Below are 25,392 nucleotides of genomic sequence, written 5' to 3' on the forward strand. Positions count from 1 at the left end.
GCCTAATCTATATCTTCAATCAGAGCTGCATATTTAATATACCCTTCCAGTATAATCGGCACGATTATCAGAGAAGCGTCTCCTTTGGAACCACCCTGGTAATCATAGCTGAACTGCAACCGCTCGAAGGGCTTGCCATCAAAGACATTTTCCAGCATTTTTTTAACCTCGTCCCGAATATCTTCCGGCAAATAGGAATAAATAGGCTGCCCGATTAAGTCATCTGACTTTTTGCCGGTAAACCGTACCCGGTTAACAAAATGGACCTTCCCTTTTTTGTCGATAATCGCGATCTGCTGGTCTGATTGGCTAACGAACTGCTTGAAAATCCGCTCGGCTTTTTGTGTTTGATTGCGCGATATCGCGAGTTCGTTGATATTCACAAAAGTTAGCACTAATCCATCGATATAATCCTCCTCGGTACGGTAAGGAAGGACCCGCAGCAAATAATGATCGCCTTCCTTGTCTACAATCTCTTTTTCAAAAGGAGAAAGGGTCCTGAATACCTCCTGACAGACCTCTTCGATATCCAGCCCTTTAAAAGTAGTGGCAAAATTGGTAATCGAACGGCCAACATCAGAGTCTATGAGATTAAACTGCCGCCGGACAGCAGGTGTGAAGCGCCGGATCTTGAGTCCCTTGTCAAGAAAAATAGTGCCAATATCCGTGCTCTTGAGCAAATTGGAAATATCGTTATTAGCGGTTGTAAGCTCTTCATTTTTCATTTGGAGTTCGCTGTTCACGGTATAGAGCTCCTCGTTTACCGATTGCAGCTCCTCGTTGGTACTTTGCAGCTCCTCATTGGAGGCCATGAGCTCGCGGTTGGACGTTTGCAGTTCTTCATTAGTCGCTTCCAGCTCATTGACCAGTTCCTGAGAGCGGCGCTTGGAGGCTTTCAGTTGTTTTTGCAGCGTAGTGACTTTGCCTTCCGTCATATTCTTAGGAGCAGGCTCGTCCTCTTCTTTGGACTCTTCGGGCAGATAAACCTCGATGAGGATGACTTTCGGAGTGGACTCGTTTTCTCCTTTTTCGTACAATTCAGGCAGATGGGGTAAATCAAAGCGGACTTCTGCGATAAACTCCCGGTCGCGTTTCCTGAGTACAACATGCTCAAACGATATAGGACCACCCTCTGACAACACTTGCTGTATGCCCGCTTTAAAAGTAAGCAAATCCTCTTTGCTGAGCATTTTGCTGAGGTTTAACCGGGCTAAAGCCCTGGGCATGTTCAAAATCTGCTCAGCTTCACCGTTGAGGTAAAGAATATCCAACTCTTCAGTCACAAAAAAGGCAATCGGCGCGAAACGTTCAACCAGAAACCGGGTGAACGGGTCAGTATCCGTAAAAGACGGATGGAGGTCTGATTGGAAGCTACTCATATTCTGCTTTGATTTTTCAGTATTTGCAGGCTTTATATGCATTGAAAACGAGGACTGAAGCTTTGGGGACTTATCAGCGCGCTTCGTAAAGATATTCCAGCTGCGGGTGTATTTTTCAAAGGCATATTTCAGACTGCCGAGGGATTCACTTGGCCCAAGGAACAAAAATGCTCCCGGCTTGAGCGCAAAGTGCAATGTGGAAAGCGCTTTTTGCTGAACCTCCGGCCGCAGGTAGATGAGCAGGTTGCGGCAGGTAATCAGGTCCATATTTATAAAGGGCGGGTCGCCCAATAGATTTTGAACAGCAAACATAATCCGTTTACGCAGAGAAGGCCTGACCTGCATGTAATCACCTTCACGGATAAAATATTTGGATTGATACGGTTCAGGCACATCAGCGACCATATTCAGGGAGTAAGTGCCTTTAATGGCAAATTGTATCGCGTGCTCATCAATATCAGAAGCAAAGACCTTATAATCTACGTTTTCCCTATCGTGCTCCTGCAAATAATCTTCGATTAGCATAGCGAGGGTATAGGCTTCTTCGCCGGTAGAACAGGCCGTTACCCAAAATCTGTATGGCGCGCCTTCTGCCTTCGGCTGGGAAAATATTTCGGGCAGGACTTCCTTCCTGATGGCATCGTAGGCCTCGGGGTCTCTAAAGAAATTGGTCACACCAATAAGGAAGTTACTAAACAGAGCGGCCACCTCCGTTACATCCTGCTGAATGATTTCCCAGTAAGCCTGAATATCATTGCACTTTCGGATAAGAATGCGGTTTTCCAGCCGCCGGCTCAGTGTAGGCTCCCGGTATTCGCTAAAATCCACATGGGTTCGCTTAGAAACGAGTTGTACGATTTTATCAAAATAGGTCTCCTTCTGTTTTTTATCCTGAAAACCAACTTCTCTTGTTTTAAAATCCCGATGGGTAAGGATATATTCTATATCCTGCGCCAGTTCTTCGGGCGGGCTGATGCGATCTGCAATTTTCAGGTCAATAGCCGCTCTTGGCATCCCATCAAACTTTGCGGTCTCCGGTGACTGCACCAATACAAACCCACCTTTCTCCTTTATGGTACGTAGCCCTCTTGTCCCATCTGTGCCAGTGCCGGACAAGAGCACACCAACGGCATGGCTACCGAGCGATTCTCCTAAAGAATTGAAAAACTGGTCAATAGGCAGGTTTATTTCCGACTCAGGCGGGCGGGCTTTAGTGAGCAGCCTGCCATTGGAGAACACAATGTTCTTATTCTCTGCCATCACGTAGATGTGATTAGCTTTAACAGGCTGATCCTTGTACACCATAGTGACAGGCATACTCGTATGCTTCCCCAGAAGCTCCCCAATCATGGACTTCGTATTTGGAGACAAGTGCTGTAAAAAAACAAAAGCGGCTCCGCTTCCATCGGACAGTTTGGAGACAAGCCTTGTAATGGCTTCCAGTCCGCCCGCGGATGCGCCGATACCAATTACTTTCATAGTCCCTTTTTCTGTTATCCAGGACAGCGCGCGGGCTATATATGTTCTTGTAAACCAATAAAAAGGCAGCGCGGGTACTTCTCCTTGCAGAGGAGGAATATCCTGCGTTTCCGGCAGACCTGGCTGTTGAATATATCAGAGCCAGTCCTCGGGCATTCAGCAAACAAGAGCGTTTGATGGGAAGATAGGAAAATAAAATGAAGATACCTCAATATGAGGGTTCATTTTCAAGAACAGAAGTCCGCCCGCCAGGAATTTTTTCAGTGCCAGGCTACCAAATCCGAGGTCTGACCGGGCTTTGGTCCAATAGCTCAAACACTTCGTACTTCAATGCCATCATATGAGCGCGGACTGTCTGGAGTTGCTCCAAAAAGAAACTCATATGGCTCCGCCCGCCGTCAGCTGAGGTGGCATTAGCGGTTTGCCCCTCGAACGACCGAAGTGCCTGTTGCAGTTTGGGCAGGGTAATTTTAGCCGCCTGCCTTAAATGGGCACGCAGGGTTTCCACCTGAGGCAGTGAAGGGTCGGTTGAGCGAAGCAGTTGCAGGTACAATTTGCACTCCTGATGATAGAGCTCCAGCTCTTTGCGGATATGGCTCAACGAAATACCGGGGCTGTTGCCGGTAGTTTTGGAAAAGGCTGTGACAGGCATCATGTTTGCTAAGATTCTGGTTAGGTTAAGGCTCTCAGGTATTAGCGCCTCTGGCAAAGGCTTACCTGAATCTATTGCAAAGATGCCCCCACTCCGGTACCCTGCTCAATGATATTTCTCAGCCCAATTAATAATCTTTCCAGTACTTCAGTGTGATTGAGATGACCTGTTCTGCCTGATTAAGCGGTACCGCCGCATCATTGAACGTTGGAGCCCGCCATTTCACGATTGGATTATTGGAAAAAGCATAAGGCTCCGTAGGGATGCCCAGGGCGTTTTTATCCAGCTGATCATTGCCGTTCATATCCTGAAAGACCGCCACAGCATAGGTATTATGGGGCAGGGCTTCCAACTGCCCGCTGACTTCTGCTTTGCCCCGGGGCGACACAACCACACTGGATAAAGCAGATTCGTCCTGTAAGAAAGTGGCCTCCCGGTGTATGGCAATGTGAATATTCCCTCCGTTTGCAGCCACCCCCAATACGTTGACCTTCAGCCTTGCCGTAGCTGCCGGCCAATCCTGGCTTTGGCCCCCCGTAAATGTCAACAGCAATAAACAAAATCCAAGTACCCCATTCATTGGCTTAAATTTTACAGTAGCTAAACATGGCATTCACAACCTCCCGGACAACACTTTGTTACAACTCTGAAATTCAACATTCATTATGGGAAGCGTCAAAAAAATTTATCAAAAGTACGAATTAACAGACCGGAATATTGACCGGATCATAGAAATGGCCTGGGAAGACCGCACGCCCTTTGACGCCATTGAGGATCAGTTTGGCGTGAAAGAATCCGAGGTCATCCGCATCATGAAGAAGGAAATGAAGCTAAGCAGCTGGAAAATGTGGCGGAAACGGGTACAGGGCCGGGCAACCAAACACCGCAGGCTGCGGGCTAATCAGAGTACCCGTTTCAAGTCCACCCGGCAGAAACACATCTCCCACAACAATATCTCTAAGCGATAGGGGGAAGTTAAGGTGCCGTTACAAATGCCAGCGCAAATACGATAACGGATACAATCAGTCCGTACATGAAGATACCGTAGCAAATGCGCAGGTATTTGTACTTCTTGGCCAGCACCACACCGAGGTAGTACAAATCGCGCGTCATAGAGCTGTATAAAAAATCGCTGTCGCGGATCATTTCCATCATGCCCCAGTGAAAATCGTTCAGCTCCATGTTGTAGAAATTGCCGAAAAAGAGCAGATTGGAATTCTTGTTCTCGATATTTTCCCGGGTTACCCGCCCTTCGGTCACCTTGGGGCGGGTAGAAAGGATGGCAAAGACCAAAGCTGACAAACAAACCGCGAGCAGCAATATCGTAGGCAGGATCAGACGAGGATTATCGGAAAAACGGGGTACCAGGCTAGACACCACAATCGAAATGATAATGGCATTGATCGACAACATGATATTGGCTTTATTGTCTGCGATAGAGCTCAAATTCACATGGGTACGGTAGGTAGTCCGGTACATGGTCTCCACGCCTCTTCCCAGGTTCAGCTCCTTCAACTGATCGCCATCCTTACCTTTCTTCTTTTTTTTCTTCTTCTTTTTCTTCTTGGACTGCTCTTCCTCCTGCATCACCTTCAGCGTATCCGGATTGAGGCGGAGCTTTTGCTTGTTCAGCTGCCTGATGTGCTTCAGTTTTTGCTCATTGAAGAGCTCGCGGGCCACATCCGTATGATAGCTGTGCTGCATCAGGAAGTTGATCTCAAATTCCACCCACTCCGGATCCGACATTAGTATCCCTCTCGCGATGGCCATTTCCTGCCGCAGTCTGCCACAACGGTCCCAGTAGTGTGCATTGCCCAGATGGCTGAGATCCGCATCGCAGAGTATTTGCTGTAGTAAATTTTCGGGAGACTGAGGCAGCCGGGTCGCCAGTATACATCCCCTGACTTGCTCAATTTGCGCTTCCGGATAACCCTGCTCCTGTAAGAAAGCCCCTGCTAATACCGCACTCCTTGACTCATGCCCTTCCGGGGATTCGAAATAGCCCAGATCATGAAACCAGGCCGCCAGGCGAAGTACTTCGAGGTCCTCCGCCCCAAGTTCATACGCTTCACCGATCAGTTGTACTGCGTTGACAACATTCTCAAAATGCCGGTAATCGTGGAATGGTAAGTTATCCTGAAAATTTTCCTCATAAAAACGCTTTACGTATTGCTCAGCGGCAGCGACAATAGGGGTTTCCGTTTTCGTCATAGCATTATCCAGGTTGGCGATGGAGGTTTGAGGGGGTTAAAGATAGTAAACTCCGCGGTCCGTTTGGCCATTCGGCTCCTGTTAACGATACTGATGGCCCAAATAGTATAAAATCCCTCAGTTCCTTACCTTTATCAAAAAATATGCGCCCCTGCCTGAATTTAATGTGGACGTTCCTGCTGCTGATCACCGTCAGCCCGCTTGCTGCCCAGTGGCCGGAAGGCGGTATTCGCGCTACTTCCAGCAACCATGTACAACAAGCTTTGGCCGAGCTCGAAGCTATTGCGCCCAATTTGATTGGCTTCATTCCTGAGACACAGCGGCGTTACATCAAAATTCCCCGAAGCAGTGCATTGCCAGATCAGTGGCAGGAGCGGCTGCAGGATGCCTTCTATCGGGATGCGGCGGCGGCCTGCCAGCTTTATGGCCAGTTGTACCTTGCTGACTGGCGGGCTCTGCTAAGCAAAGCCGCGAGAGAGTCCTTTTGGGGCACTTCCTTTCTGGCCAACCGCACCCTCAACTATTTTGGCATCCGGCACCACGGCAAACCCTGGATTTGCGAACAGCTTGGCTTTTGCGCCGACCATATTCGCAACGACCCTGAACCGGCTTCATTTGTGGTGTTCCCTAACTTCGAGGCTTCCGTTTGGGCCTTCATCCATACCATTTACAGCGGTCATTTCCTGGCGCGCCTGCCTGATGGCGGCATCAGGGTCGCCGATGCTATACAGTTTGAGCGCAAACATGGCATTCACTATTGGGAGTATACCGCCACAGGGCACACCTACGGCCCCATGCTGCAAGGCCCGCTCTATCCTTCGCAATCCCTGATCTACAGCTGGAGCGGGCACCCTATCAATAACCTCTGCATCAACTGCGACCGGTCAACCGACTGGGAATGGGTACAAAAAATAATCAGGGCTGAAGAACGAACCCGGGCATACCCTCCTGCTTTCAACAATTAATGTGCTGCTGCACAATTTCTCAAAACCTAAGAGCGTTTACTACCCGTTTTGGTGCTGCCCAAATGACCGAAGTGTGACTTTAACATCATACGAAGTCTAAATGACAGACAAATGTCGTAAATTAGTATCTGAGGCAATCCATGAACAAAAACCAAAGCCATATGAAAAGCTTACTCTTTCTTGCCTTTTTACTGCCCAGTGCACTACAGTCCCCGGCAAACCTGTCTGCCATCACGCAGGCGATCAGCCAGGGAGATGCCACTACATTGGGCAACTACTTCGACGATTCCGTGGAGGTTTCCATTTTAGATAAAGACGATGTTTATGCCAAAGCCGATGCCATAGGTGTTGTCCGGCAGTTTTTTAGCCAGCACCGCCCTTCCGGCTGGAGCACCGTGCATAAGGGAGCCGCCCGCAATAATGATTCTCAGTACTGCATTGGCAACCTCTCGGCCAACGGGCAGACTTTCCGGGTGTACATCTACATGAAAGAAAAAAATGGCCGCCAGCTTATTCAGGAGTTGCGCTTCGACCGTGAGTAGCAAGGCTTATTTCCCCTCCAGCACGCCCATCCCAAACAGGGCAAAATCATACTTTACAGGATCAGCGGGGTCATAGCGCCTCAGCGCTTCGGTAAGCTCAAGAACGGCTTGCCAGTCCACCTGCTTGCGGGTCAGCAAGCCCAGCCGCCGCGCTACCCGTTCCACATGCACATCAAGCGGCATCAGCAACTGTCCGGGGCGTATCGTATTCCAAAGCCCAAAGTCCACGCCGCGCTCATCGGAGCGTACCATCCAGCGCAAAAACATATTGAGCCGCTTGCAGGTCGACTTTCGCACAGGCGTTGCTACATGCTTGCGAGTGCGCTGTGGCGCAAAGGGATGGTCGAAAAAACTTTCGTGAAACCCGGCCAACGCAGGCCCCACATGCTCTGCGTCAGAACTGAGATGACGGGCAAAAGCAGTTTCCAATGAGTCATGCGCCCGGTAATAGCGCTGCAAAAAATCCAAAAAATAAAGGGTATCGGTAGGCTGAAAGGTGCGGTGCTTAAAACTAAGAAAGCGGGCGCGGTCTTCCTCCGTATGCTGCGTGATAAAATCATAAGGAGCCCCATCCATCAACGCCACCAGCTCCTGCGCTTTATTGATGATGGTTTTGCGTTGCCCCCAGGCGAGCATCGCTGCCCAAAAGCCCATGATCTCAATATCCTGCTTGCGGGTAAACTGATGCGGGATGCTTATCGGGTCATCCTCAATAAAGCCGGGCCGATTGTAGTGGTCAACTAATGCTTCTAACTGTTGCTTAAGGTCTCGCTTGGGCATGCTTCTGCGGCTGTTCATAAATACGAAAACGCCCCAGCCCCAGCCGCTGCAGCAGATGGCTGAAAGACACCCGCAATACGCCCAGCCCGTACTTGCTGCTGCGCGCAAAATTGATGGAAGAAGCTTCTTCGAAGTATTTGGTCGGGCAGGTCACCTCAGCAATATGAAATCCGGCGTAGATGATCTGGGAAAGCATCTCATTGTCAAAGACAAAGTCATCGGAGTTGGCGTTGAAGTTGATCGACTCCAGCACTTCCCGGCTGAAGGCACGGTAGCCCGTGTGGTATTCGGAAAGTTTGTAGTTAATCAGAAGGTTTTGGGTCAGCGTCAGCGCGCGGTTGGCAATGTATTTGTAGAGCGGCATTCCTCCCGCCAGGGCTCCCTTTCCTAAAATCCGGGAACCCAGTACCACCGGATAAAGCTCATCGCCAATGATGTTGACCATGGCTGGTATCAACTTAGGCGTGTATTGGTAGTCCGGGTGCAACATGATGACAATATCACCGCCCAGCTCCAGGGCTTTATTGTAAAGCGACTTTTGGTTGCCTCCATAGCCTTTGTTGGTCTGATGGGTAATGACATGCTCAATGCCAATCGACCTTGCCAGTTCAGATGTATTGTCCTTGCTGGCATCGTCGCAGAGAATGACTTCATCCACCAGATCAAAAGGGATTTCCTTATAGGTTTTTTCAAGTGTCAGTGCAGCATTATAAGCAGGCAGCACTGCGATGACTTTCTTGCCTTTATACATGATTGCGGTTTATTGGGCGCAAAGATAGCAAAAGTGCGTAGACCTTATGGTATTGAACTGACAAACCAATCACTGGCTTCTTTGTTACACCCACCAAAAAACGAACACCCATGTCCAAAGCCATTCTATGGTTCCGCAACGACCTGCGGCTTACCGACCAACCTGCGCTTAATGCAGCGCTCAGAAAGTACAAGGCTATTCTGCCCGTATATATATTGGACGAACGCCTGTTGCAGCCCGATCGCTGGGGCTTCACCCGCATGGGCCCCTACCGCCTTAATTTTTTGCTGGAAAGCCTGGAAGACCTTAGGGATGACCTGAAAGAGAAAGGCAGCGACCTGCTGGTCAAAGTGGGCATACCGGAAACGGTTATACCCGAATTGGCGAAAGCCCATGACTGTACAGCTGTTTTCGCTTCCCATGAATACACACACGAAGAGCTTCAAACCGAAGCAAAACTCGCCAGTCACCTTCCACTCCACCTTTACCACAGCCAACTACTGTTCAACCCTGAAGACTTGCCCTTCGCTGTGGAACAAACGCCGGATATTTTCACGCAATTCCGGAAGCGGGTGGAAAAGTATGCAGATGTCCCGCTGCCGCTGGACCCACCCGAAAAAGTGGCCCCCGTACCTTTTGAGGCTGAAGCCCTGCCTACCCTGGAGAACCTTGGCTACCCTACGCCCGTGCAGGACGATCGTGGTGTGCTGGCGTTCAAAGGCGGTGCACTTGCTGCCTACAGCCGCCTCGACCACTACCTTTGGGAAACCGACGCTCTGGCGTCCTACAAACAGACCCGAAATGGGCTGATCGGAGCCGATTATTCCTCCAAGTTTTCAGCATGGCTGGCCAATGGCAGCATCTCCGCCCGGGCCATTTGGCACGAAGTAGAAGCCTATGAGGCTGAGCGCACCAAAAATAAAGATACCTACTGGATGAAGTTCGAACTGCTGTGGCGGGAATACTTCAAGTACGTGGCTATGCGGTACGGGCGTAAAATCTTCTTCAAAGGGGGTATACAGGACAAAAGTGTACGCTGGAAAAACAGCCCCAAAGCCCTTCATAAATGGATAACCGGCACAACCGGAGACGATTTCGTGGACGCCAATATGCGGGAACTCCTCTACACGGGCTTTATGAGCAACCGTGGCCGGCAAAACGTGGCCTCTTACCTGGTCCACCAACTGAAGCAGGACTGGCGCAAAGGTGCGGCCTGGTTTGAATCCCTCCTGGTCGATTACGATGTGGCCAGCAATTATGGCAACTGGATGTATGCCGGCGGCGTGGGCAATGACCCGCGCGACCGGGTTTTCAATACCCAAAAGCAAGCCCGGGACTACGACAAGGATGGGGCTTTTCGGCGGCTATGGCTGCACGAAGATGAGCGCGACCCTGAGGAAGTTATTGCTCAACTGGGCGTACTTCAGGCAGAACATTTCTAAATAAGACACAGAGCGCCTGATCCGTCAACTTTGAATGCCAGCCCACGTTGTAATAGCTGAGTCAAAATTAAAATGCATTATGAGTATTGAAACTAAAAATCTGACCCACGAAAAAGTGGACGTAAATATCGGCATTGAAACCTCTAACCGTCAGGGAGTAGCCCACGCGCTTAAGCAATTACTTGCAGACGAGCATGTGCTTTACATCAAACTGCGCAACTACCACTGGAACGTTACGGGTATTCACTTCCAGCAGCTTCATGCTTTCTTTGAAGAGCAGTACGATGCCCTGGAAGACCATATCGATGATATCGCAGAGCGTATCCGCAGTCTCGGCTTTTTCTCTCCGGGCTCTATGGAGGCGTTCAAAAAAGAGGCTCGCCTGGAAGAAACCGGCCACCTCAACGGCAACGCTGAACAGATGCTCAGGAACCTCCTTGCTGACCATGAAGCCATCATACAGTTCCTGCGCCATGATCAGGACGTAGTAATGGAGGAGTACAACGATGCCGGTACACAGGACTTCCTCATCGCACTGATGGAGGAGCACGAGAAAATGGCATGGATGGTACGTGCGCACCTAGGCTAAGCCACCCTTACAAAGTGCGCCTGCCTCATAGCAGGGCGAAAAAGAAAACCGGAGCAGGAAATACATCCTGGCTCCGGTTCTTTTTTTGTGCTGTTTGCTTAAGCTAATGTTGCCTAGTTGATCTCCAGTTTGAATTTCACTGGCAAGTTGAAGAGGACTTTCACTTCCCGTCCGCGCTGACGGCCCGGGGTCCACTTTTCATTCATACTGTTCATCATTTCGACTACCCGGAGGGCTTCTGCGCCACAACCGCCGCCGATTTCCCGTACCACCTGAGCATCATCAATAGTGCCGTCGGTGTCCACAACGAAGCTTACGACTACCGTACCTTCGATGTTGTTATCCCGGGCCACGGATGGGTACCGGATATTCTCGTAGATGAACTGAAGCATCTTTCTATTGGCGCACATCCGCTTTTCGGAAGCGCTGGCTGTCATTTCTTCACAGCCGGGGAAGCGAGGCATTTCCTCTACCACCTTGAAGATTTCCGCAGCTTCTTCCTTTGGAGGAGGAGGTGGAGGGGGAGGAGGTGGAGGGGGTGCATCATTCTTTTCCTCAAAGACAGGTGCGTCAATGTAGGTGTCAGCGTCTATAGACTGGTCTTCGAATTCGAAGTCATCCTCTTCGTCTATATCGATCTCCGCTACCGCCTCAATTTTTGGAGGTGGAGGGGGAGGAGGGGGAGGAGGGGGCTCCGCAGTACGGGGCTTTTCGATTTCGATATCTACATCCAATGCCAAGGCATCTTCAGGGATGTAAACCTCTTTCTCGTAGACGGTCCAGTTAAAGGCTCCGATGACCAACACCAGTACGGCGATAGCAGCGATGCGCAGAAACATAGGTGAATAATTGAATACGTTTACTTCCGGATACTTATTGCGTGCAGCGAGGCGGGAGCTCCTCTTCTCATCGCGGTACCGCTCGGCCAGGCCGGAACGGGACTGTTTATTGAAATAGAAGCGCCCCAAGAATATAATGGCAAGAAGAACAAGTACTCCAATGCCCACGCCTGTCAGTAATGCTGGTCCTGTGATTGCGAAATTAGGGTTCATGAGTGAGGAGTTTTTGCCCGAGGGCGTTTAAAAATAATTTCTTTTGACACTCACAAGATGCTGGCTTTCAAAAGGATTCTGAATGACGAAACGCAGGGCCCTTTTATGACTTTTATCAATTTGTTAAAATTTAGCGCCAGGCTGCCTGCCGCATCACCTCAGGATCAGCAAGGGTTTTGGCGCGGGCGGCCAGCAATACCCGCCGGCCTTCGAAGGTACGGGTGTAGAGCAGTTCGAGGGGCTCGGGCATCTGCCGCTGCAGGGACTCCCGGTAGGCTTCTGCCTCGGCTCGGCGCTGGCCAAACAGGCCCGGCACCGCATAGTGCTGTACACTCAGCAGGGTTTCTCCGTCATAGTGCTTCCGCACAATCAGGTAGCGGGGGTTATCAATGGGGCCGAGGGCTTCTTCCAACAACTCCAGAAAAAGTTGCTCTTCCTGCAAAGTAACGCCCTCCAGATAGCACCCCTGCTGGTCTGCTGCACTTTCCACCATACGCAGTTGGATTTTGAAGTAAGGGCTGCTCAGCATTTCCAGCTGCCTCAGGGTAAGCAGGATGCCGCGGGCGGTACGCTCAATGAGCAAGCTACCGTTTCCGGCTTCGTCCAGTTGACGCTGTGCTGCCGATAGTTTGGGGCCTTGCAGTAAGGACAGCGCCAGACCGGTAGCTGCACTACCCAGCAAGAGCACCGTCAGCCCCGTCACCCATCCGCCAATAGCGCCCGCAGCCAGAGCAGACAGCCCGGCCGCCACCCCTACCCTGCCCCAGCGTACCCTAAGCTGTTGCTCTGCTTCGAATTGCCGTACCAAACGCCGTAAACGGCCGATATAACCATTGCGCCCCAGGTTAAAAAGGCTGTACAGCAAAAGCAGCAGCACACCAACCAGCAATAGCACCTGCGGAGGGATCAGCCCGGAAATCACCATAGCTACGCTGCCCGCTGCCACCATTGGCATGACGATGTTCCCCATTTCCACAAGTTCTTCCAGCTGAGGAGCCACCATCGCCTGATTCTTCGCCCAGTACACTTCATAAACCTGCTTTTGGCGCCTTGTACGAATCACAGGCAACGTAATCTCCTCCGCCATGTGCACGCCTCGCTGAATACTTTCGCCCCAGGCACGCCTAAGCCGGTCGCGCATACCGGCCTGTTCCAGCATGCGCCTGTTAGTTTGGGCTACCGCGGCAGGCGTGATGGGCAATTCCCCTAAATGGAAACGCCCCACCCCGTTTTCAATACGTGGCGCGGCTTCAAAGGAAGGACCGGCAAAAGCCCGGAAGCGTTGTGCCAGCTTTTTCCAATCCAGTCCTCCTGCGTGGTGGTAAGGGTCCATACAAGCCAGGTGCCAGATATTGGCGGCTTTGGCAGGCTGCCGTGGGTCAGTACGGATGACCCGTCCACGAGCCTGATTAGAGGTCACAAATGACTTGACCACGGATGCCAGGATCAGCGTATTGGCGGCTGGGGCATCCCAACCTTCGCCGAGCAGGGCGTTGGTGCCCACCAGGACTTGTAGCTGCCCGTCATTGAACAGCTGCGTGACCAGGCCTGTCATCTGCTTTCTCAGGTGTTCCTGGGGCTGCAGGCGTACATAGTGCGGATCATGCGGCAGTGCTGACGCCAGAAGGCCGCTATCCGCCAGTCCTGTTTGTGCCATGTGTTGCCGGAGGGCAGGCAACAGCAATTTAGGCAAAATTAAAAGGCTGCCGGTCAGCACGCCTATTTCGACTTCTACAGGGAAAAGCCGGCGGAGCACCTCGAAAATAGGGGCTACGCCTATTTTCTGCAATTCAGGACTATCCTCCAGTTCGGCACGGGGCAGGGCTTCCGCTCGAATGTAATCGGTGAGCACCAATAGCCGCAGGCTGCTGCCCATGCTTCCGTACTCTGCCCGGGCAATGGCAGCTATGGCATGCAGTTTGCTGCTGCTCTGCCGGATGCGGCGCTCCAGGTGAGGCGGCTCTTCCAAATAAATACGCCGGCGCTCAATGGCATGTGCTTTCCGCAACCTCCGGTAAATAGAGACCATGCAAGGCTGCTCAATTAAAGGCTCAAAGTAGGGGTCTTTATAAAAGGCTTCATTGAGGAACATCTCCAGCCATTCGAGATTCATTTCAGGGATCAGGCTGTCATCAGCGCCAATAATACCAATAGCGGTGGCAGGAGCTACCCCGCCTATGCCCTCCAGTACAATCATGAGGGCAGAGAAATACGAGGGATTTTCATAGATGCCTTCCAGGCACACCTCCGGGCGGATGAGCCAGGGATGTGCTTTGAGGTGCTCGCGAAACGTATAATTGGCCTTCAGGTGGTCCAGCAAGTCATCGATGGCTTCCTGAAAAGCCTTTAGCGGAGCCTGTTCTTCAGCAGCAGGCAGGGTAAACCAGATGTAGTCCTGATGCGGGCAGAGATTACCTTCGGCGATCAGCTCGGGCATACTGATTTCGGCATCAATCAGCCCGCAGAGTTCCTGATAGCGTTGCCATTCGTAACCAGATACATCGTAGGGCGGCGTAGCAGTGAGGGCAATGAGGGTAGGCGACCACTGTTCGTAGGTTTTCATCAGGCTCTGCCACCAGGCTTTTTGCAGGTGGTGGCACTCATCGACTATCAGAGTACCGGCAGCAAGCCGCTTGAGGGTATTCCACACTTCATCTCCCCGCTTTACCGCAGCGTGCAGGGCCTGATAGGTGGCAATGGTAACGGTGCCGGGCTTTTCGAGCTCGTAGGAAAGCCAGTCGGGTTGCTGCCCGTTCAGGAAGTCCTGCGTGAGGCGTTCGCCCCATTGCTGACGGATGGCCAGCGTGGGACAAAGGATGAGGCAGGGCTGATTGAGCTGCCGCATGATTTCCAACCCCAACACCGTCTTGCCAGACCCGGGCGGGGCCACCACATGCAGGCGGTTGTCCCCGAGGTGCTGCCCCAGCTCAGACAGCAACCGCGCCTGATAGGTACGCCAGGGGAAATTGAATTTCATGTGGGGCGGAAAAGCCATTCAGGTTCGGTCATTAGTTAGCAAACCTTAAAATTAGGGATTCAGCGGAGAAATTTCCCGTCCTGGATAGCTTCACTTCAGAATACCTTATCTTAGCCTCAAAAAGAATGCGGCGCTACCCTGCCCTGTTGCAGTACCTTCTGTTTTGGGCTATCACCCAGCTGTTTTACTTTCCCACACGGTATTCGGGCTTCGTCACGGACTTTACAGGGCTGTTGTCCCGTTTTGAAGGAAGGACAGCTGCGGGCATACTGGACTGCTTTGGGTTTCCGGCTATGCAGCAGGTACTGAATGCCCTGCTTTACACCTGGCATGCTATCTTTGGCATTGCGCCACTGCCCTGGTACCTGCTGCAGAGTAGCCTTCATGCGCTCAATGCGTTACTGCTTTTGCAGTTGGGGAAAGCGCTGAGCGAGCGCCCGCAGTTGCCCAATGCTCACCTGATGGGGTGGATGGCGGCTTTTCTGTTCCTGCTATCGCCCTATGCTTCTGAGCCGGTCACCTGGCGGGTCGCACAAAACTTCCTGCTTTCCACCGCGGTCATTTTGGGTACGGCCCGGCTCACCTTAGACTGGCTGTACAAGCCTGACCGCCATCGGTGGGTACTGATACAAATTCTCTTTATCCTGGGCTTATTCACCTTTGAGTTGGTCCTGATTATCCCGCTCCTCAGCAGTTTGCTCCTGCTGATGCTGCCCCATGGAAGCTGGCCTAAATGGCGGCGCCTGAGCCTGCCGCAGTTTGGGGGCGTAGGGCTTTACTTTATGCTCAACCGGCTTATGCTTGGGTCCTGGGTAGGGCACTACGGAGCGGAGGTGCACCTCAAGTTCGAGCTGCCGGTGCTGCTTGGCAACGGGCTGCGCTACACCGCCAAGCATCTGCTTTTTGCGCGCAACTGGCCGCACGCCGCCAAACAATGGCTTTTTGAGGGGTTGGCACAACCTGCGGTTGCATTGAGTTTGGGTGGAATATTAATTATGCTCTTAGCCGCAGGGCTTATATTCCGGAACAGACTGAGTAACCGGTGGCGGTTATCGGTCATAGGGCTGACGGGTTTTGGGCTGGCGCTGCTTCCGGTGCTCAACTTGTATTTCAATTACACCCTGCATTTGGAAAACGACCGTTATGGCTACCTGGCCTCTGCCTTTCTCGCGCTGGTTCTGGCCACAGGCTTTAGCGCGCTGCCGAGGTGGGGCCGCCTGCCCCTGCTGCTGGCCTATCTTGGTTGTTCCAGCTATTTCCTGTGGCAGCACAATCAGTTCTGGTGGAAGTCCACGCAGGTTTACCAGCAAATGCTCGATGGATTTGACTACTACGATACCCCGGCGGCTTACCTCCTTAATCTGCCGGACAACTTCCAGGGTGCGCCCATGTTCCGCGACTACAGCGGGGAGGACCATGCCTTTCGCGATGCGCTAAAGTACATCAGGCAACAACCTTACAACGGGCAAATCTACGAAGTAGCCCAATACAATATGACCCGTCTGACGGATGGTGCTACCGCTACCGTTGACAGTACGGGCACCCTACGGGTGGAGTTTAATCAGTGGGGCAATTGGTGGTGGAGGCGCGGTATTGGTATGGGGCCGGGCTATGACACAGAAGTATATGAGGTCGATAGCAAAGGGCATCATTATTTTTTGACGCTGAGGCAGCCGGAGCAAGGAGCTGTATTTTTGATACAGAAGGGGCTGGAGTGGAGGGAAGTAGAATGATACTTTAACTGACCCTGAGCGCAGGCGCTGCCAGGATGAATATTCCAAACAGCAGGCTGTTGAAAATAGCGGTTATACCGACGACGAAGTAATTTGGAACCAAACATGACTTCGTGTCGGCATATACGCGTGCGTCGGGTTTGTGCCTTAGGCCCAAACCTCTCCGTTCCGAGTATAGTCGCATGTGATAAAGGTTAAAATAGGTTAATTAATTGGCCCAGTCGTAGTCGAAACGGCCATCGGTGATGTAAATCGTGTCGCCACAGTTAGGATCGAATAGAGTACACTGAAAGGTACCAGAGACGATATATTCTTCGGTGTCCAGATTGAGGATCTCTACCCAGTTGTCAGCGTTCTCAAGCAAGCTGTATGGGTTGGTTATATTTTGGCAAGAAAGATTGCGGTCAATATAAAATGCATGATGCAGTTCATAAATCCCCGCACTGTCAACGTATGCAGTAATATTAACCGAATCATCAAAGCCCTCACAGCTTCGTCTCATCCCAGAAATCTGAAAAATCTTATAATTCGGAGACCAGTTTCCAAGTATGCTACTCTGAAGGAACCCGCCCCCACAGCGCTGCCAGTTCACCCCATTGATTTTGCAGGCGAAGTTGCCCTCGCCGGTGGTGGTGATGGGCGGCAGCTCATCGGGCTGTGCGATGGAACCTCTGTCGGGCTTGAAGAGTGGCTTGTCGCACCCGCCCCACAGCAGGGGCACGGCGAGCAGCCAGGTGAGGAGTAGGAATTTGTTTTTCATAAGTGAAAGGTTTTTATGTGTGAAAAAATAGAAATTGACTTGGATCCACCCCCGCCCTTCGGGCACCCCCTTGTCACGGCGCTGTAGCCAGTTGCGCTGCCGGAAGCGCCCAGCGGAGTATAGCACAGACAGGGGATTCAGCTACCGGCTGTCCCAGGCATATCTGTTTAATGCCAATACTAATGGTACTGCTATAGCTCAAGGCTTTAGCAGGGCGGTTATGTTTTTTGTTCAAGTATACGCATTGCAAAGTGGTATGCTACTCCATGGCATACCGCTTCAAGGCGTATATGCCGCCCCTCCTGCCTTTAAGGTGGTCAAAGCCTAAAGGCGATGAGACACGGGCAAGCATTGAGTGGGTTTACCTCGGCAAACCACTTAATCGTCGGTATAAGTGTGGCGGTCACACAGGGAGCGCCGGTTTTTGTTGCTGCGCGCAGTGATTCGTGCAATGGATTGGTAATATACTGCTTAGCCGTGGTAATGTCAAGGTTGAGGGGTTAAAACATTGTTGTTTTTTTGGGGCTTGGGTGGGGGTAGGTGGAGCGTTGGTCTTGGTTTGGTTGGGAAACATGCGACTTCTACGAAGTCGGGCTGCCATAGGGGCCCTGAGAGACTAGGATGTGACTTCTACGAAGTCGTTTGTCCGTTTTGTCCGGGTTATTAGGCAGGCTACACTTCCTTTGAGTAGCTGAAGGTGTCTGCGCCAGACTCCGGAGGAGGCGCTATAGGTTGTGCTATAAGATTGGGTGTAGAAGATGCGTTGGCAAAGCTTTTCTTCATGGCTTTATCTACCCGCCAACTGTACAACAAGCCGGTCCAGCTTTTCCTCATCTTCCGCGCTCAGTGGGATATTGGCAAGCAGATCCTGACGGACGTACCTGCTTAGCGCTGCCGAATCCCCCTGCGATTTGACAGACAGGAAAGTGGTGACGACCTCCACGCTCAGCTCCGTGAAGTCTGATAATTTTGCAGCAGGCCAGTCCGGGAAATGTACCGCAGTTTTGAGGAGGTTGAAGATGCTCTTTTTGTGCATGCCTTTATCCAGCCCTTTTTCCAGCCCTTCCTCTCTACCTTCCTCCCTGCCCATTTCCAAAAGTTGTTCTAATGTACTCATCACATTCGGTTTTGTCTTGAATTCGGTGTTTTCCAATTCCTCCAGAAATCGCTTGGGAGAGCGCTCGGCTACGCCCAAAATATACGTAATAATGGAAAGCACCTGATCGCTGTCTTCTGCCCCTTCAAAGATAACTTCAATATACTCAAAGATCAAGTCCGGCTTATGCCGCAGCGCCATCGACAGTACCGTGGAGCGGAAGTAGCTAAGATCCAGCTTTAGCAATTCTTCCGGGGGTAATCGGTGCGCATCTTCAAACAGGAAACGAAAATCCGGCAGATAGGGTTTCAGGACTTCATAGCCGGGATGCCCCTTAAAGATTTCTCTGATGCGCTTGGGCCGCCAGGTTGCTTTCCCATTGTAAAACAGCAGAGGCAGCACCGGTTCTAACGGCTGATTTTGGGCTTTTACTTGCTCGCGCAGGAGCAGGAAAATGTACAGTCCTATTTGTACCGCTACATACTCGTCTGGCTCTGATTTGTGCTCGAACAGCAGGCAGAAATGAAAATGCTGCCCACTTCCACCCCTCAGCTGGCACCGGTACACGACATCAGCGCTGAACAGCTTTAAATTGGGGCGCATAGACTGCGTATTCTGCTGCTGCAGCGTACTGAGGTCAGCAATCCCGGCAATTTCCGGATAGAAGTGCTGAAGATAAGCTTTGACCACTTCCGGGTCGCTCATGGCTGACTTGAAAAAGCGGTCGTCTGGCTGGTGGATGTTCAAGTTTAGGGGCATAATCATACAGAGTGTGCGTACGCCCACAAATATACAAAATATTTTTAAAAACATCAATAAAAAACAAAACCAACACTACACCTTTTTATCTACCCCGAATACCGCAGCGCGGCGCTCCCCTGATTCGACACGTATCAGTCCTTCCCCGTTATTGAAAGCATCGATATTACAGGTCATAGGCTCGATAGCCAGGCAGGTGCGGTGCGGAGGCGTGAAAAGCTGAACGTAAGGGAACCCGCTCTCCCCCACCTCCTGCCAGTAACGGAGCTCCTGATCGGCATGCGTGAGCACAATCTCAATACGCCCTTCCTGCTGCTGCAAGGCGAAGCAGTTATCCAGCACTTCGCTGCCGATACGCCGGGGCTGTGAGAAAGTAGTGTATTCGTAGCGTTTGCCCGTGGGGATCATCGCCGCATTCACACCAATCATTTCACAGGGAGGAAGATGCAGGTGATGATTGGCAAGGTCCTCCGAAAGCCGGAAGTAAGGGTGCCAGCCCATGCCGAAGGGCAATGCAGAAGCGCCTGTATTTTCTACAGATAACTCCACTTCCAGAGCGCCGGACCGAAGAGTGAAAGCGGCTTCAAACCGGAAAGGGAAAGGGTAGTATTCCAGCGCCCCATCATAGTCAAACCGGCAACGGACCTGAGCATAATCTGCCGTGGCTTCCGAGCCTGCCACTTCCATCTCCTGCTCGGTACCGAAACCATGCAGCGCGTTGTCAGTGGGCACATCATTGACCGGAAACGCATAGGCCTGCCCGTCCCATTCGTACTGCCCGTTTTTGAGGCGGTTTGGAAAAGGGTAAAGCAGTACATTCTTTGCCCAGCGGTTGATGCCCATCTCACGGGGCGTTTTGTAGGTGTCCAGCACCGCCTGCCCATTCAGTTGCAGATCAATCACACAGGCACCAAATGCCGGTACAAGCTTGAGCTGATGAGCTCCGGTAGTATCCGAAAGCAGGTACGCTTCGTATTCCCCAAAGGCTTCGGTCTTAATTTGAAACATGCTTCCTGTTTTTTATCGATTACTCCCCTTCTGTTTCACTTAGCAGGCGCAGCAACACCCCGTTGGTCCAGCCAAAGCCGTCCTGTACCGGGTACTCGCCACCGCCAGCTTCCAGCCCCATGTCTTCCACATTGTATTTTTCCACCATCTTGCCGGTATTTTCGTACACTTTGACGTTCAGGGCGACCCAGTTGTCGCGTACGCGCTGCGCCAGTTCGTCCTCTCCGTAGTTGCGCAGGCCCTTAATGCTCATCCACTGCAGGGGAGCCCAGCCGTTGGGGGCATCCCATTGCTGCCCGTTGTGGGTAAGGGTGGAAACGAGCCCACCGTCAGCGAGGAAGTCCCGCTCCAGCACACCGGCTACGTAAGCGGCTTGCTGAGGCGAGGCGATGTTGAAAAACAGCGGATACACGGCAGCCAGAGACCGCTGCCCCGTGAAGGCTTTCTCCACAAAATTGTAGTCCTGATAGAAGCTTTCCTGCTCATCCCAGAGGTACTTTTGAATAGCGGCGCGGCGCTGATCTGCTTTTTCCTCGTACAGCGCTGCCCGATCCGTCATGCCGTTCAGGGCGTTGGCTTTGGACAGGATGAGCTCCAGGTTGTAAAGCAGCGCATTCAGGTCAACCGGAATGATCTGCGTGGTCTGAACGGTCTCCAGGCGCTCAGGGTCAGCAAACCAGCGGCTGCTGAAGTCCCAGCCGGATTCGCAGGCAGAGCGAAGGTCCCGGTAGACTTGTTCGGCAGGGCGGCCTTCTGCTTTCTCCGCCGTTTCGATATCATCGCGGTGCATCTCCTCCCGGGGATAATCGCCTTCGTCCCAATAGCGGTTGAGGATTTCGCCTTCCGGCAAACGGACCACGTGCTTCACGGCCGGGTTTTCGGCACTCACCTGCTCTTCTCCATTCATCCAGAAAGCATATTCTTTTTCCAGCTGAGGGAGGTAACGCAGGTAGACCGCCTGCTGATCTGTGGACTCCAGTTCAGACTGTGCCAGCAGGTCAACCATAGCGGCAAAGAAAGGTGGTTGGGACCGGGTCAGGAAATAATCGCGGTTGCCATTGGGAATGAAGCCCACCGTATCAATAAGGTAGGCAAAGTTGTCCAGCATATTGCGGATCATATCTGTTTTGCCGGCAACTTCAAGCCCCAGCATCGTGAAGTAGCTGTCCCAGTAGTAAATCTCACCGAAACGGCCGCCGGGCACCACATAGGCATTGGGCAACGGTATGAGCGACCCCATCGTACTTTGGTTGTCGGGCTCACGGGTCAGTACCGGCCAAAGGGCATTGATGTGCGCTGCCGGGCTGCGGGAAGGGTCTGAGGTAAAACCGGAGGCGTAGTCCTTTGGCAATTCAAAATGCTCCAGCACGAAAGCTTTGAGCTGAAACTCCGGTTCGTCTTTCATTGCTTCGTAGGCTGCAAGGATCTCTTCCGCAGGCTGCTTAGGCGTACAGTCCACAAAGGTTTTTCCATCAGGGAAGACCTTTGCCATTTGAACATCGACAAACAGTTGCCCCCAACGCTCTGCCGGCGGCAGGAAGGGATGGGCTTCAGCAGCTGGCTGTGCGGAATTCTGTTCGGCACCAGCTTGTGCGTCTTCGGTTTGGCAGGCGGCCAGTGCGAGTAAAGTGCTTAGTGCAGCCAATAGGTATGATTTTTTCATAGGTAGCGATGGTTTAGGTTTAATCCCGGTGTGGATGCTCAATCAGTTCTTCCTGCTCTGTTTTAGTGACCACGGGCATGCCCAGGCGGTCTGCCAGTACGTACAGGATGATAGCGGCAACAATGATGAGCCATAGCCAGTCCCATCGGGACAGTAAACGTCGTTTTTTAGGTTGTTCTTCAGACATAATCGAATCAGAATTCCATCCGCAGGCGGAGGTTGATCCGCCGGGAAGTGAGGTAATTCGGTATAGCGTATTGCTGGTTAAAGATAGTTTTTATCCAGGTATTGCCGGCCTGATTTCGGACCTGCATGAGGTTGAAGACTTCCAGGCTCAGCCAGGTGTTGCGGGTGAAGCTAAGGAAGTGGCTGGGATTTTTCCGGCGCCTCTCCTCGTCAAACAGCTGCAGGCTAAAGCCAATATCCACCCGGTGATAGGGCGAAAAGCGGTAGGTATTACGGAACACCTCGTTGTTGCCCTGCAGGCCAAAAGGCAGGCCGGTGCCTACGGTCAGGTTGAGGTGCATGCGGAAGTTCTCGCTGTTGGGCAGATAGTCCTGGAAGAGCATCGACAGGTTCATAAACTGATCAGTGGGGCGGGGTACGTCATCTACCGGCTGCCCTTCTGTCTGCCCGACTTCGCGGATGAGGTGCTGCACGCCATTGAGGCTTTCGCGCGCCCGCAGGAAGGAAAGGTTGATCCAGGACTCAGCCCCGGGCACAAATTCGCCATTCAGGCGCAGGTCGATGCCGGTCACGTAGCCCGTGGCATCATTCTGACCGGAGTACCGGATGCGGACATTCTCAATCTCATAGGAAACAACGTCCCACAGGCTCTTATAATAGGCTTCGGTGATGAAGCGAAATTTCTTGGGGTTTCTTTTGCCCAGGTAAAAATCATAGGTGAAGCCCCCCACGATATGTGCGGACTTTTGTGCTCTAAGATCAGTGTTCACACTACCGTCAAAGCCCCGCATTTCCCGGTAAAACGGGGGCTGATAGTACAAGCCGCCCGCCAGGCGATAGGAAATGTCGCGTTTGCCTGCCAACGGTTTGTACAGCAGCTGGGCACGGGGCGAGATGAGCAATTCCTGGTTCAAATCCCAGTAGGAAGCCCGCACACCGGCGGAAACCCGCCACTCTCCGCGCTCTTCGTCACGATAGGTGTAAGTATCCTGCACAAAGGCCGTGAAACGAGTGCTCACCAGCTCATTTCGGGTCTTGAGCACATTGAACAACTGGACATCCGAAGTATCGTAGGGCAGGGAATAGCCCGCCGAATCCAGGCGTTCCCACTCGTTGATACGATCGTCGATGAGCTCGTTTTGAACCTTGGCACTCCATTGTATGAAGTGGCTGGCGGTGACATCGTCTTTGTCAGGATCGAGCTGCAGCTCAATGCCCCCTTTATGCTGGAAATTGTAGAGCTGAATGTCCAGGAAATTCCGGACAAACTGCTGTTGTGTACCGGTACCCAGTTCAGCAATCACATCACCAAAATTATCACTGCCCAGCCCGGTCTCAATCTGGCGCAGGCTGTACCGGCCAATGATGTCGAACCGCTCATTCTCATCGCTGCGGAAGGAGGAAGCGAGGAATTTCAGGAAGAAGGGGTTGCGGCTGCGGTCGGGCAGATAGGTCAGGGACAATCCGCCCATCGAAGTAGTAAAATCATCGACCTCCTGCCCATCGAATACGCTGAACAGCTCCAGTGCGAAGTTGATCAGGCCCAGAGCCGTGCTACGCTCCGTAGGCGTGAAGTTGTACTCTGAGCGGTTGTAGTTAGCCAGCAGGCCGAGCTGCCAGTTGCGGTTGATGTCGTAGGTAATGTAGGTCTGAAAGTCCGTAAAATTGGGGATATATTCGCCCTGTACATCCAGGGAGCCGAGCAGGTAACGGGTCGTTTTGTAACGGGCGCCAAAAAGATAGCGGAGTTTCCGGTAGCTGTCTTTCCCAACGTCCACGCTGCCCTCCACATGCGCAGAGCCCCCCAGGAAACTAAGCTCCATAGAAGCCCTCAGGCTATCTGGCCGTTTGTACTTGATGTCGAGTACAGAGGACAGCTTATCCCCATATTTGGCCTCGAAGCCACCGGAAGAAAAGGAAAGGCTCCGGATCAGGTCCATGTTAGCAAATGTCAGTCCCTCCTGCTGCCCGGCGCGGATGAGCTGCGGCCGGTACACTTCGAAGTCATTGATATAGACCAGGTTTTCGTCGTAGTTGCCTCCACGCACGTTGTACTGTGAGCTGAGCTCGCCTCCGGTTCCACCGCTTGCACCCAGCGCGATGTACGGCAGGAGGCTTTCAAGGTTTCCGGTGGTGGTAGGCAGGAGGCGGAGCTGCTCCACATCTTCAGTGATGATGCCCGCATCCTTGATTTTGCTTTCCCGCACGATGACCTCCACATCAGAATTGATGGGCGGCATTTCCACATCCACCTGCCGGGTAGTCCGGGGTGGCATATTAGCAATTTTAGCTTCGACCTTCTGATAGCCAATACGGCTGAAGACCAGGACGAAGTCCTCATTAGCCGGCACAGTGATACTGTAACGCCCGGTGGTGCTGGTTTCCACTGCTTTATTCGTCCCATCGATATACACCGTTACCAAATCTACCGGTGTTTCACTAACGGCATCGGTGACCAGACCGGTGACCTTAGCTAAATTGGCTTCCTGTGCAGAAAGGGGAAAGACAGAAATGAGAAAAAGGGCAAAAAGTGACAGTTGAGTATGCTTCATAATACAGTTGTGGAGCAGGATTTCCCCTGCGGGATCGTCAAATCAGGCATTCTCAAAAGGGAACGCCGGATGGTATTTTTTATTTAGGCGAACCGCTGTATTTCACCTCCTATGTCTTTCAGGCGCGCTACAGCATCCGCGGGGTCATCGGCTTTGAAGACGCTGCTGCCCGCAACCAGTACATCAGCGCCAGCCTGCAGGATTTTCTCGGCATTGTGTAACCCCACCCCACCGTCCACTTCGATAAGTGTTTCGGTGTTGCGCACGGTGATGAGATCTTTGATCCGCCGGATTTTGGGAATGGTGTTGTAAATGAATTTCTGCCCGCCGAAGCCAGGGTTGACCGACATGACACAGACCAGGTCAGCCAGCTCGATGATATCTTCCAGGCTGCTTGCCGGTGTGTGCGGATTGATAGCTACACCTGCTTTGGCACCGGTTGCCTTGATCTGTTGCAGCGTGCGGTGTAAATGGGGGGAGGCTTCGAGGTGCACAGTGATGGTGTCTGCCCCGGCTTCGCGGAATTGCTCCACGTACTTTTCCGGCTCCACGATCATGAGGTGGACGTCGAGGGGCTTGGTACAGAGTTGCTTCGCCGCGTCAATGAGCAGCATCCCGAAAGTAATATTGGGCACAAAGCGGCCGTCCATTACATCGAGGTGGAGCCAGTCTGCCTGGCTATCATTGACCATTTGAATTTCATCAGCCAGGCGGGTAAAATCGGCCGCCAAAAGCGAGGGTGCTATTATGTGGTTCATTGGTTGTACGATTGAGAAAGGCGAATATAGGGACGAATGGGGGAAAAGTGGCAATTTG

21 protein-coding genes are annotated in these 25,392 nt (G+C 52.2%); 6 read left to right on the forward strand and 15 right to left on the reverse strand.

The window, feature by feature from the left end; all coding sequences use genetic code 11:
- Nucleotides 1-2: 2 nt before the first annotated feature.
- From ACO08I_RS09765 to ACO08I_RS09775, 3 genes are all read right to left on the reverse strand, one after another.
- The gene (locus ACO08I_RS09765) at nucleotides 3-2,858 is read right to left on the reverse strand and encodes a chemotaxis protein CheB (protein WP_282776648.1); all 2,856 of its coding nucleotides are present in this window, start codon (nucleotides 2,856-2,858) and stop codon (nucleotides 3-5) included.
- A 271-nt stretch (nucleotides 2,859-3,129) separates the two neighbouring features.
- Nucleotides 3,130-3,513 carry a hypothetical protein gene (locus ACO08I_RS09770; RefSeq protein ID WP_282776646.1) on the reverse strand — a complete coding sequence of 128 codons (384 nt, stop codon included), beginning with the start codon at nucleotides 3,511-3,513 and terminating at the stop codon, nucleotides 3,130-3,132.
- A gap of 124 nt (nucleotides 3,514-3,637) precedes the next feature.
- The gene (locus ACO08I_RS09775; protein WP_282776643.1) at nucleotides 3,638-4,090 is read right to left on the reverse strand and encodes a DUF2141 domain-containing protein; all 453 of its coding nucleotides are present in this window, start codon (nucleotides 4,088-4,090) and stop codon (nucleotides 3,638-3,640) included.
- Nucleotides 4,091-4,175: 85 nt separating this feature from the next.
- Between ACO08I_RS09775 and ACO08I_RS09780 the strand changes: the two genes are divergently transcribed.
- Nucleotides 4,176-4,478 carry a TIGR03643 family protein gene (locus ACO08I_RS09780; protein ID WP_044222335.1) on the forward strand — a complete coding sequence of 101 codons (303 nt, stop codon included), beginning with the start codon at nucleotides 4,176-4,178 and terminating at the stop codon, nucleotides 4,476-4,478.
- Nucleotides 4,479-4,485: 7 nt separating this feature from the next.
- Here the strand turns inward: ACO08I_RS09780 and ACO08I_RS09785 are convergent, their stop codons facing one another.
- Nucleotides 4,486-5,721 (reverse strand): Pycsar system effector family protein, encoded by a 1,236-nt coding sequence (locus tag ACO08I_RS09785; protein ID WP_044222332.1) that lies wholly within the window; start codon nucleotides 5,719-5,721, stop codon nucleotides 4,486-4,488.
- A 143-nt stretch (nucleotides 5,722-5,864) separates the two neighbouring features.
- Here ACO08I_RS09785 and ACO08I_RS09790 point away from each other — a divergent pair, with 143 nt between their 5' ends.
- On the forward strand, nucleotides 5,865-6,686 hold the full coding sequence (locus tag ACO08I_RS09790; RefSeq protein ID WP_421949207.1) for a hypothetical protein: 822 nt from the start codon (nucleotides 5,865-5,867) through the stop codon (nucleotides 6,684-6,686).
- A 161-nt stretch (nucleotides 6,687-6,847) separates the two neighbouring features.
- Nucleotides 6,848-7,228 (forward strand): DUF4783 domain-containing protein, encoded by a 381-nt coding sequence (locus ACO08I_RS09795; RefSeq protein WP_044222326.1) that lies wholly within the window; start codon nucleotides 6,848-6,850, stop codon nucleotides 7,226-7,228.
- A 6-nt stretch (nucleotides 7,229-7,234) separates the two neighbouring features.
- Here ACO08I_RS09795 and ACO08I_RS09800 read toward each other — a convergent pair whose 3' ends face one another.
- A complete protein-coding gene (locus ACO08I_RS09800; protein ID WP_421949208.1) occupies nucleotides 7,235-8,008 on the reverse strand; it encodes a TIGR02757 family protein in 774 nt (257 codons plus the stop codon).
- Nucleotides 7,989-8,759 (reverse strand): glycosyltransferase family 2 protein, encoded by a 771-nt coding sequence (locus ACO08I_RS09805; protein ID WP_282776634.1) that lies wholly within the window; start codon nucleotides 8,757-8,759, stop codon nucleotides 7,989-7,991. Before ACO08I_RS09805 ends, ACO08I_RS09800 begins: the two co-directional genes overlap by 20 nt.
- 110 nt (nucleotides 8,760-8,869) lie before the next feature.
- Here ACO08I_RS09805 and ACO08I_RS09810 point away from each other — a divergent pair, with 110 nt between their 5' ends.
- The gene (locus tag ACO08I_RS09810) at nucleotides 8,870-10,201 is read left to right on the forward strand and encodes a DASH family cryptochrome (RefSeq protein ID WP_421949209.1); all 1,332 of its coding nucleotides are present in this window, start codon (nucleotides 8,870-8,872) and stop codon (nucleotides 10,199-10,201) included.
- A gap of 79 nt (nucleotides 10,202-10,280) precedes the next feature.
- Entirely contained in the window at nucleotides 10,281-10,790 is a 510-nt protein-coding gene (locus tag ACO08I_RS09815; RefSeq protein ID WP_282776630.1) for a Dps family protein, read from the forward strand.
- Between the two features lie 113 nt (nucleotides 10,791-10,903).
- Here ACO08I_RS09815 and ACO08I_RS09820 read toward each other — a convergent pair whose 3' ends face one another.
- The gene (locus tag ACO08I_RS09820) at nucleotides 10,904-11,842 is read right to left on the reverse strand and encodes an energy transducer TonB (protein ID WP_282776628.1); all 939 of its coding nucleotides are present in this window, start codon (nucleotides 11,840-11,842) and stop codon (nucleotides 10,904-10,906) included.
- Nucleotides 11,843-11,972: 130 nt separating this feature from the next.
- Nucleotides 11,973-14,819: a DEAD/DEAH box helicase family protein gene (locus ACO08I_RS09825; RefSeq protein ID WP_421949210.1), complete on the reverse strand. Its 2,847-nt coding sequence runs from the start codon at nucleotides 14,817-14,819 to the stop codon at nucleotides 11,973-11,975.
- Between the two features lie 125 nt (nucleotides 14,820-14,944).
- Here ACO08I_RS09825 and ACO08I_RS09830 point away from each other — a divergent pair, with 125 nt between their 5' ends.
- Nucleotides 14,945-16,552 (forward strand): hypothetical protein, encoded by a 1,608-nt coding sequence (locus tag ACO08I_RS09830; RefSeq protein ID WP_421949211.1) that lies wholly within the window; start codon nucleotides 14,945-14,947, stop codon nucleotides 16,550-16,552.
- 208 nt (nucleotides 16,553-16,760) lie between these two features.
- Here ACO08I_RS09830 and ACO08I_RS09835 read toward each other — a convergent pair whose 3' ends face one another.
- From ACO08I_RS09835 to rpe, 7 genes are all read right to left on the reverse strand, one after another.
- A complete protein-coding gene (locus ACO08I_RS09835) occupies nucleotides 16,761-17,312 on the reverse strand; it encodes a hypothetical protein (protein ID WP_421949212.1) in 552 nt (183 codons plus the stop codon).
- Nucleotides 17,313-18,099: 787 nt separating this feature from the next.
- Entirely contained in the window at nucleotides 18,100-19,167 is a 1,068-nt protein-coding gene (locus ACO08I_RS09840) for an Rpn family recombination-promoting nuclease/putative transposase (RefSeq protein ID WP_421949213.1), read from the reverse strand.
- 75 nt (nucleotides 19,168-19,242) lie between these two features.
- A complete protein-coding gene (locus ACO08I_RS09845) occupies nucleotides 19,243-20,175 on the reverse strand; it encodes an aldose 1-epimerase (protein ID WP_421949214.1) in 933 nt (310 codons plus the stop codon).
- Between the two features lie 19 nt (nucleotides 20,176-20,194).
- Nucleotides 20,195-21,838: an alpha,alpha-trehalase TreF gene (treF, locus tag ACO08I_RS09850; protein ID WP_282775313.1), complete on the reverse strand. Its 1,644-nt coding sequence runs from the start codon at nucleotides 21,836-21,838 to the stop codon at nucleotides 20,195-20,197.
- A gap of 19 nt (nucleotides 21,839-21,857) precedes the next feature.
- Nucleotides 21,858-22,025 carry a hypothetical protein gene (locus tag ACO08I_RS09855; protein WP_160213783.1) on the reverse strand — a complete coding sequence of 56 codons (168 nt, stop codon included), beginning with the start codon at nucleotides 22,023-22,025 and terminating at the stop codon, nucleotides 21,858-21,860.
- A 7-nt stretch (nucleotides 22,026-22,032) separates the two neighbouring features.
- Nucleotides 22,033-24,576, reverse strand: coding sequence for a TonB-dependent receptor (locus ACO08I_RS09860; RefSeq protein ID WP_282775312.1), 2,544 nt, complete (start codon nucleotides 24,574-24,576; stop codon nucleotides 22,033-22,035).
- Nucleotides 24,577-24,659: 83 nt separating this feature from the next.
- The gene (gene rpe, locus ACO08I_RS09865) at nucleotides 24,660-25,334 is read right to left on the reverse strand and encodes a ribulose-phosphate 3-epimerase (RefSeq protein WP_044222285.1); all 675 of its coding nucleotides are present in this window, start codon (nucleotides 25,332-25,334) and stop codon (nucleotides 24,660-24,662) included.
- Nucleotides 25,335-25,392: the final 58 nt, after the last annotated feature.

It is taken from the genome of Phaeodactylibacter xiamenensis, assembly GCF_965229835.1.
Lineage (GTDB): Bacteria > Bacteroidota > Bacteroidia > Chitinophagales > Saprospiraceae > Phaeodactylibacter > Phaeodactylibacter xiamenensis.

Excerpts from the sequence above, each read along its gene's own strand:
- ACO08I_RS09765 (WP_282776648.1), bottom strand. The coding sequence starts at position 2,858 with ATGAAAGTAATTGGTATCGGCGCATCCGCGGGCGGACTGGAAGCCATT.
- ACO08I_RS09770 (WP_282776646.1), bottom strand. The coding sequence starts at position 3,513 with ATGATGCCTGTCACAGCCTTTTCCAAAACTACCGGCAACAGCCCCGGT.
- ACO08I_RS09775 (WP_282776643.1), bottom strand. The coding sequence starts at position 4,090 with ATGAATGGGGTACTTGGATTTTGTTTATTGCTGTTGACATTTACGGGG.
- ACO08I_RS09780 (WP_044222335.1), top strand. The coding sequence starts at position 4,176 with ATGGGAAGCGTCAAAAAAATTTATCAAAAGTACGAATTAACAGACCGG.
- ACO08I_RS09785 (WP_044222332.1), bottom strand. The coding sequence starts at position 5,721 with ATGACGAAAACGGAAACCCCTATTGTCGCTGCCGCTGAGCAATACGTA.
- ACO08I_RS09790 (WP_421949207.1), top strand. The coding sequence starts at position 5,865 with ATGCGCCCCTGCCTGAATTTAATGTGGACGTTCCTGCTGCTGATCACC.
- ACO08I_RS09795 (WP_044222326.1), top strand. The coding sequence starts at position 6,848 with ATGAAAAGCTTACTCTTTCTTGCCTTTTTACTGCCCAGTGCACTACAG.
- ACO08I_RS09800 (WP_421949208.1), bottom strand. The coding sequence starts at position 8,008 with ATGCCCAAGCGAGACCTTAAGCAACAGTTAGAAGCATTAGTTGACCAC.
- ACO08I_RS09805 (WP_282776634.1), bottom strand. The coding sequence starts at position 8,759 with ATGTATAAAGGCAAGAAAGTCATCGCAGTGCTGCCTGCTTATAATGCT.
- ACO08I_RS09810 (WP_421949209.1), top strand. The coding sequence starts at position 8,870 with ATGTCCAAAGCCATTCTATGGTTCCGCAACGACCTGCGGCTTACCGAC.
- ACO08I_RS09815 (WP_282776630.1), top strand. The coding sequence starts at position 10,281 with ATGAGTATTGAAACTAAAAATCTGACCCACGAAAAAGTGGACGTAAAT.
- ACO08I_RS09820 (WP_282776628.1), bottom strand. The coding sequence starts at position 11,842 with ATGAACCCTAATTTCGCAATCACAGGACCAGCATTACTGACAGGCGTG.
- ACO08I_RS09825 (WP_421949210.1), bottom strand. The coding sequence starts at position 14,819 with ATGAAATTCAATTTCCCCTGGCGTACCTATCAGGCGCGGTTGCTGTCT.
- ACO08I_RS09830 (WP_421949211.1), top strand. The coding sequence starts at position 14,945 with ATGCGGCGCTACCCTGCCCTGTTGCAGTACCTTCTGTTTTGGGCTATC.
- ACO08I_RS09835 (WP_421949212.1), bottom strand. The coding sequence starts at position 17,312 with ATGAAAAACAAATTCCTACTCCTCACCTGGCTGCTCGCCGTGCCCCTG.
- ACO08I_RS09840 (WP_421949213.1), bottom strand. The coding sequence starts at position 19,167 with ATGCCCCTAAACTTGAACATCCACCAGCCAGACGACCGCTTTTTCAAG.
- ACO08I_RS09845 (WP_421949214.1), bottom strand. The coding sequence starts at position 20,175 with ATGTTTCAAATTAAGACCGAAGCCTTTGGGGAATACGAAGCGTACCTG.
- treF (WP_282775313.1), bottom strand. The coding sequence starts at position 21,838 with ATGAAAAAATCATACCTATTGGCTGCACTAAGCACTTTACTCGCACTG.
- ACO08I_RS09855 (WP_160213783.1), bottom strand. The coding sequence starts at position 22,025 with ATGTCTGAAGAACAACCTAAAAAACGACGTTTACTGTCCCGATGGGAC.
- ACO08I_RS09860 (WP_282775312.1), bottom strand. The coding sequence starts at position 24,576 with ATGAAGCATACTCAACTGTCACTTTTTGCCCTTTTTCTCATTTCTGTC.
- rpe (WP_044222285.1), bottom strand. The coding sequence starts at position 25,334 with ATGAACCACATAATAGCACCCTCGCTTTTGGCGGCCGATTTTACCCGC.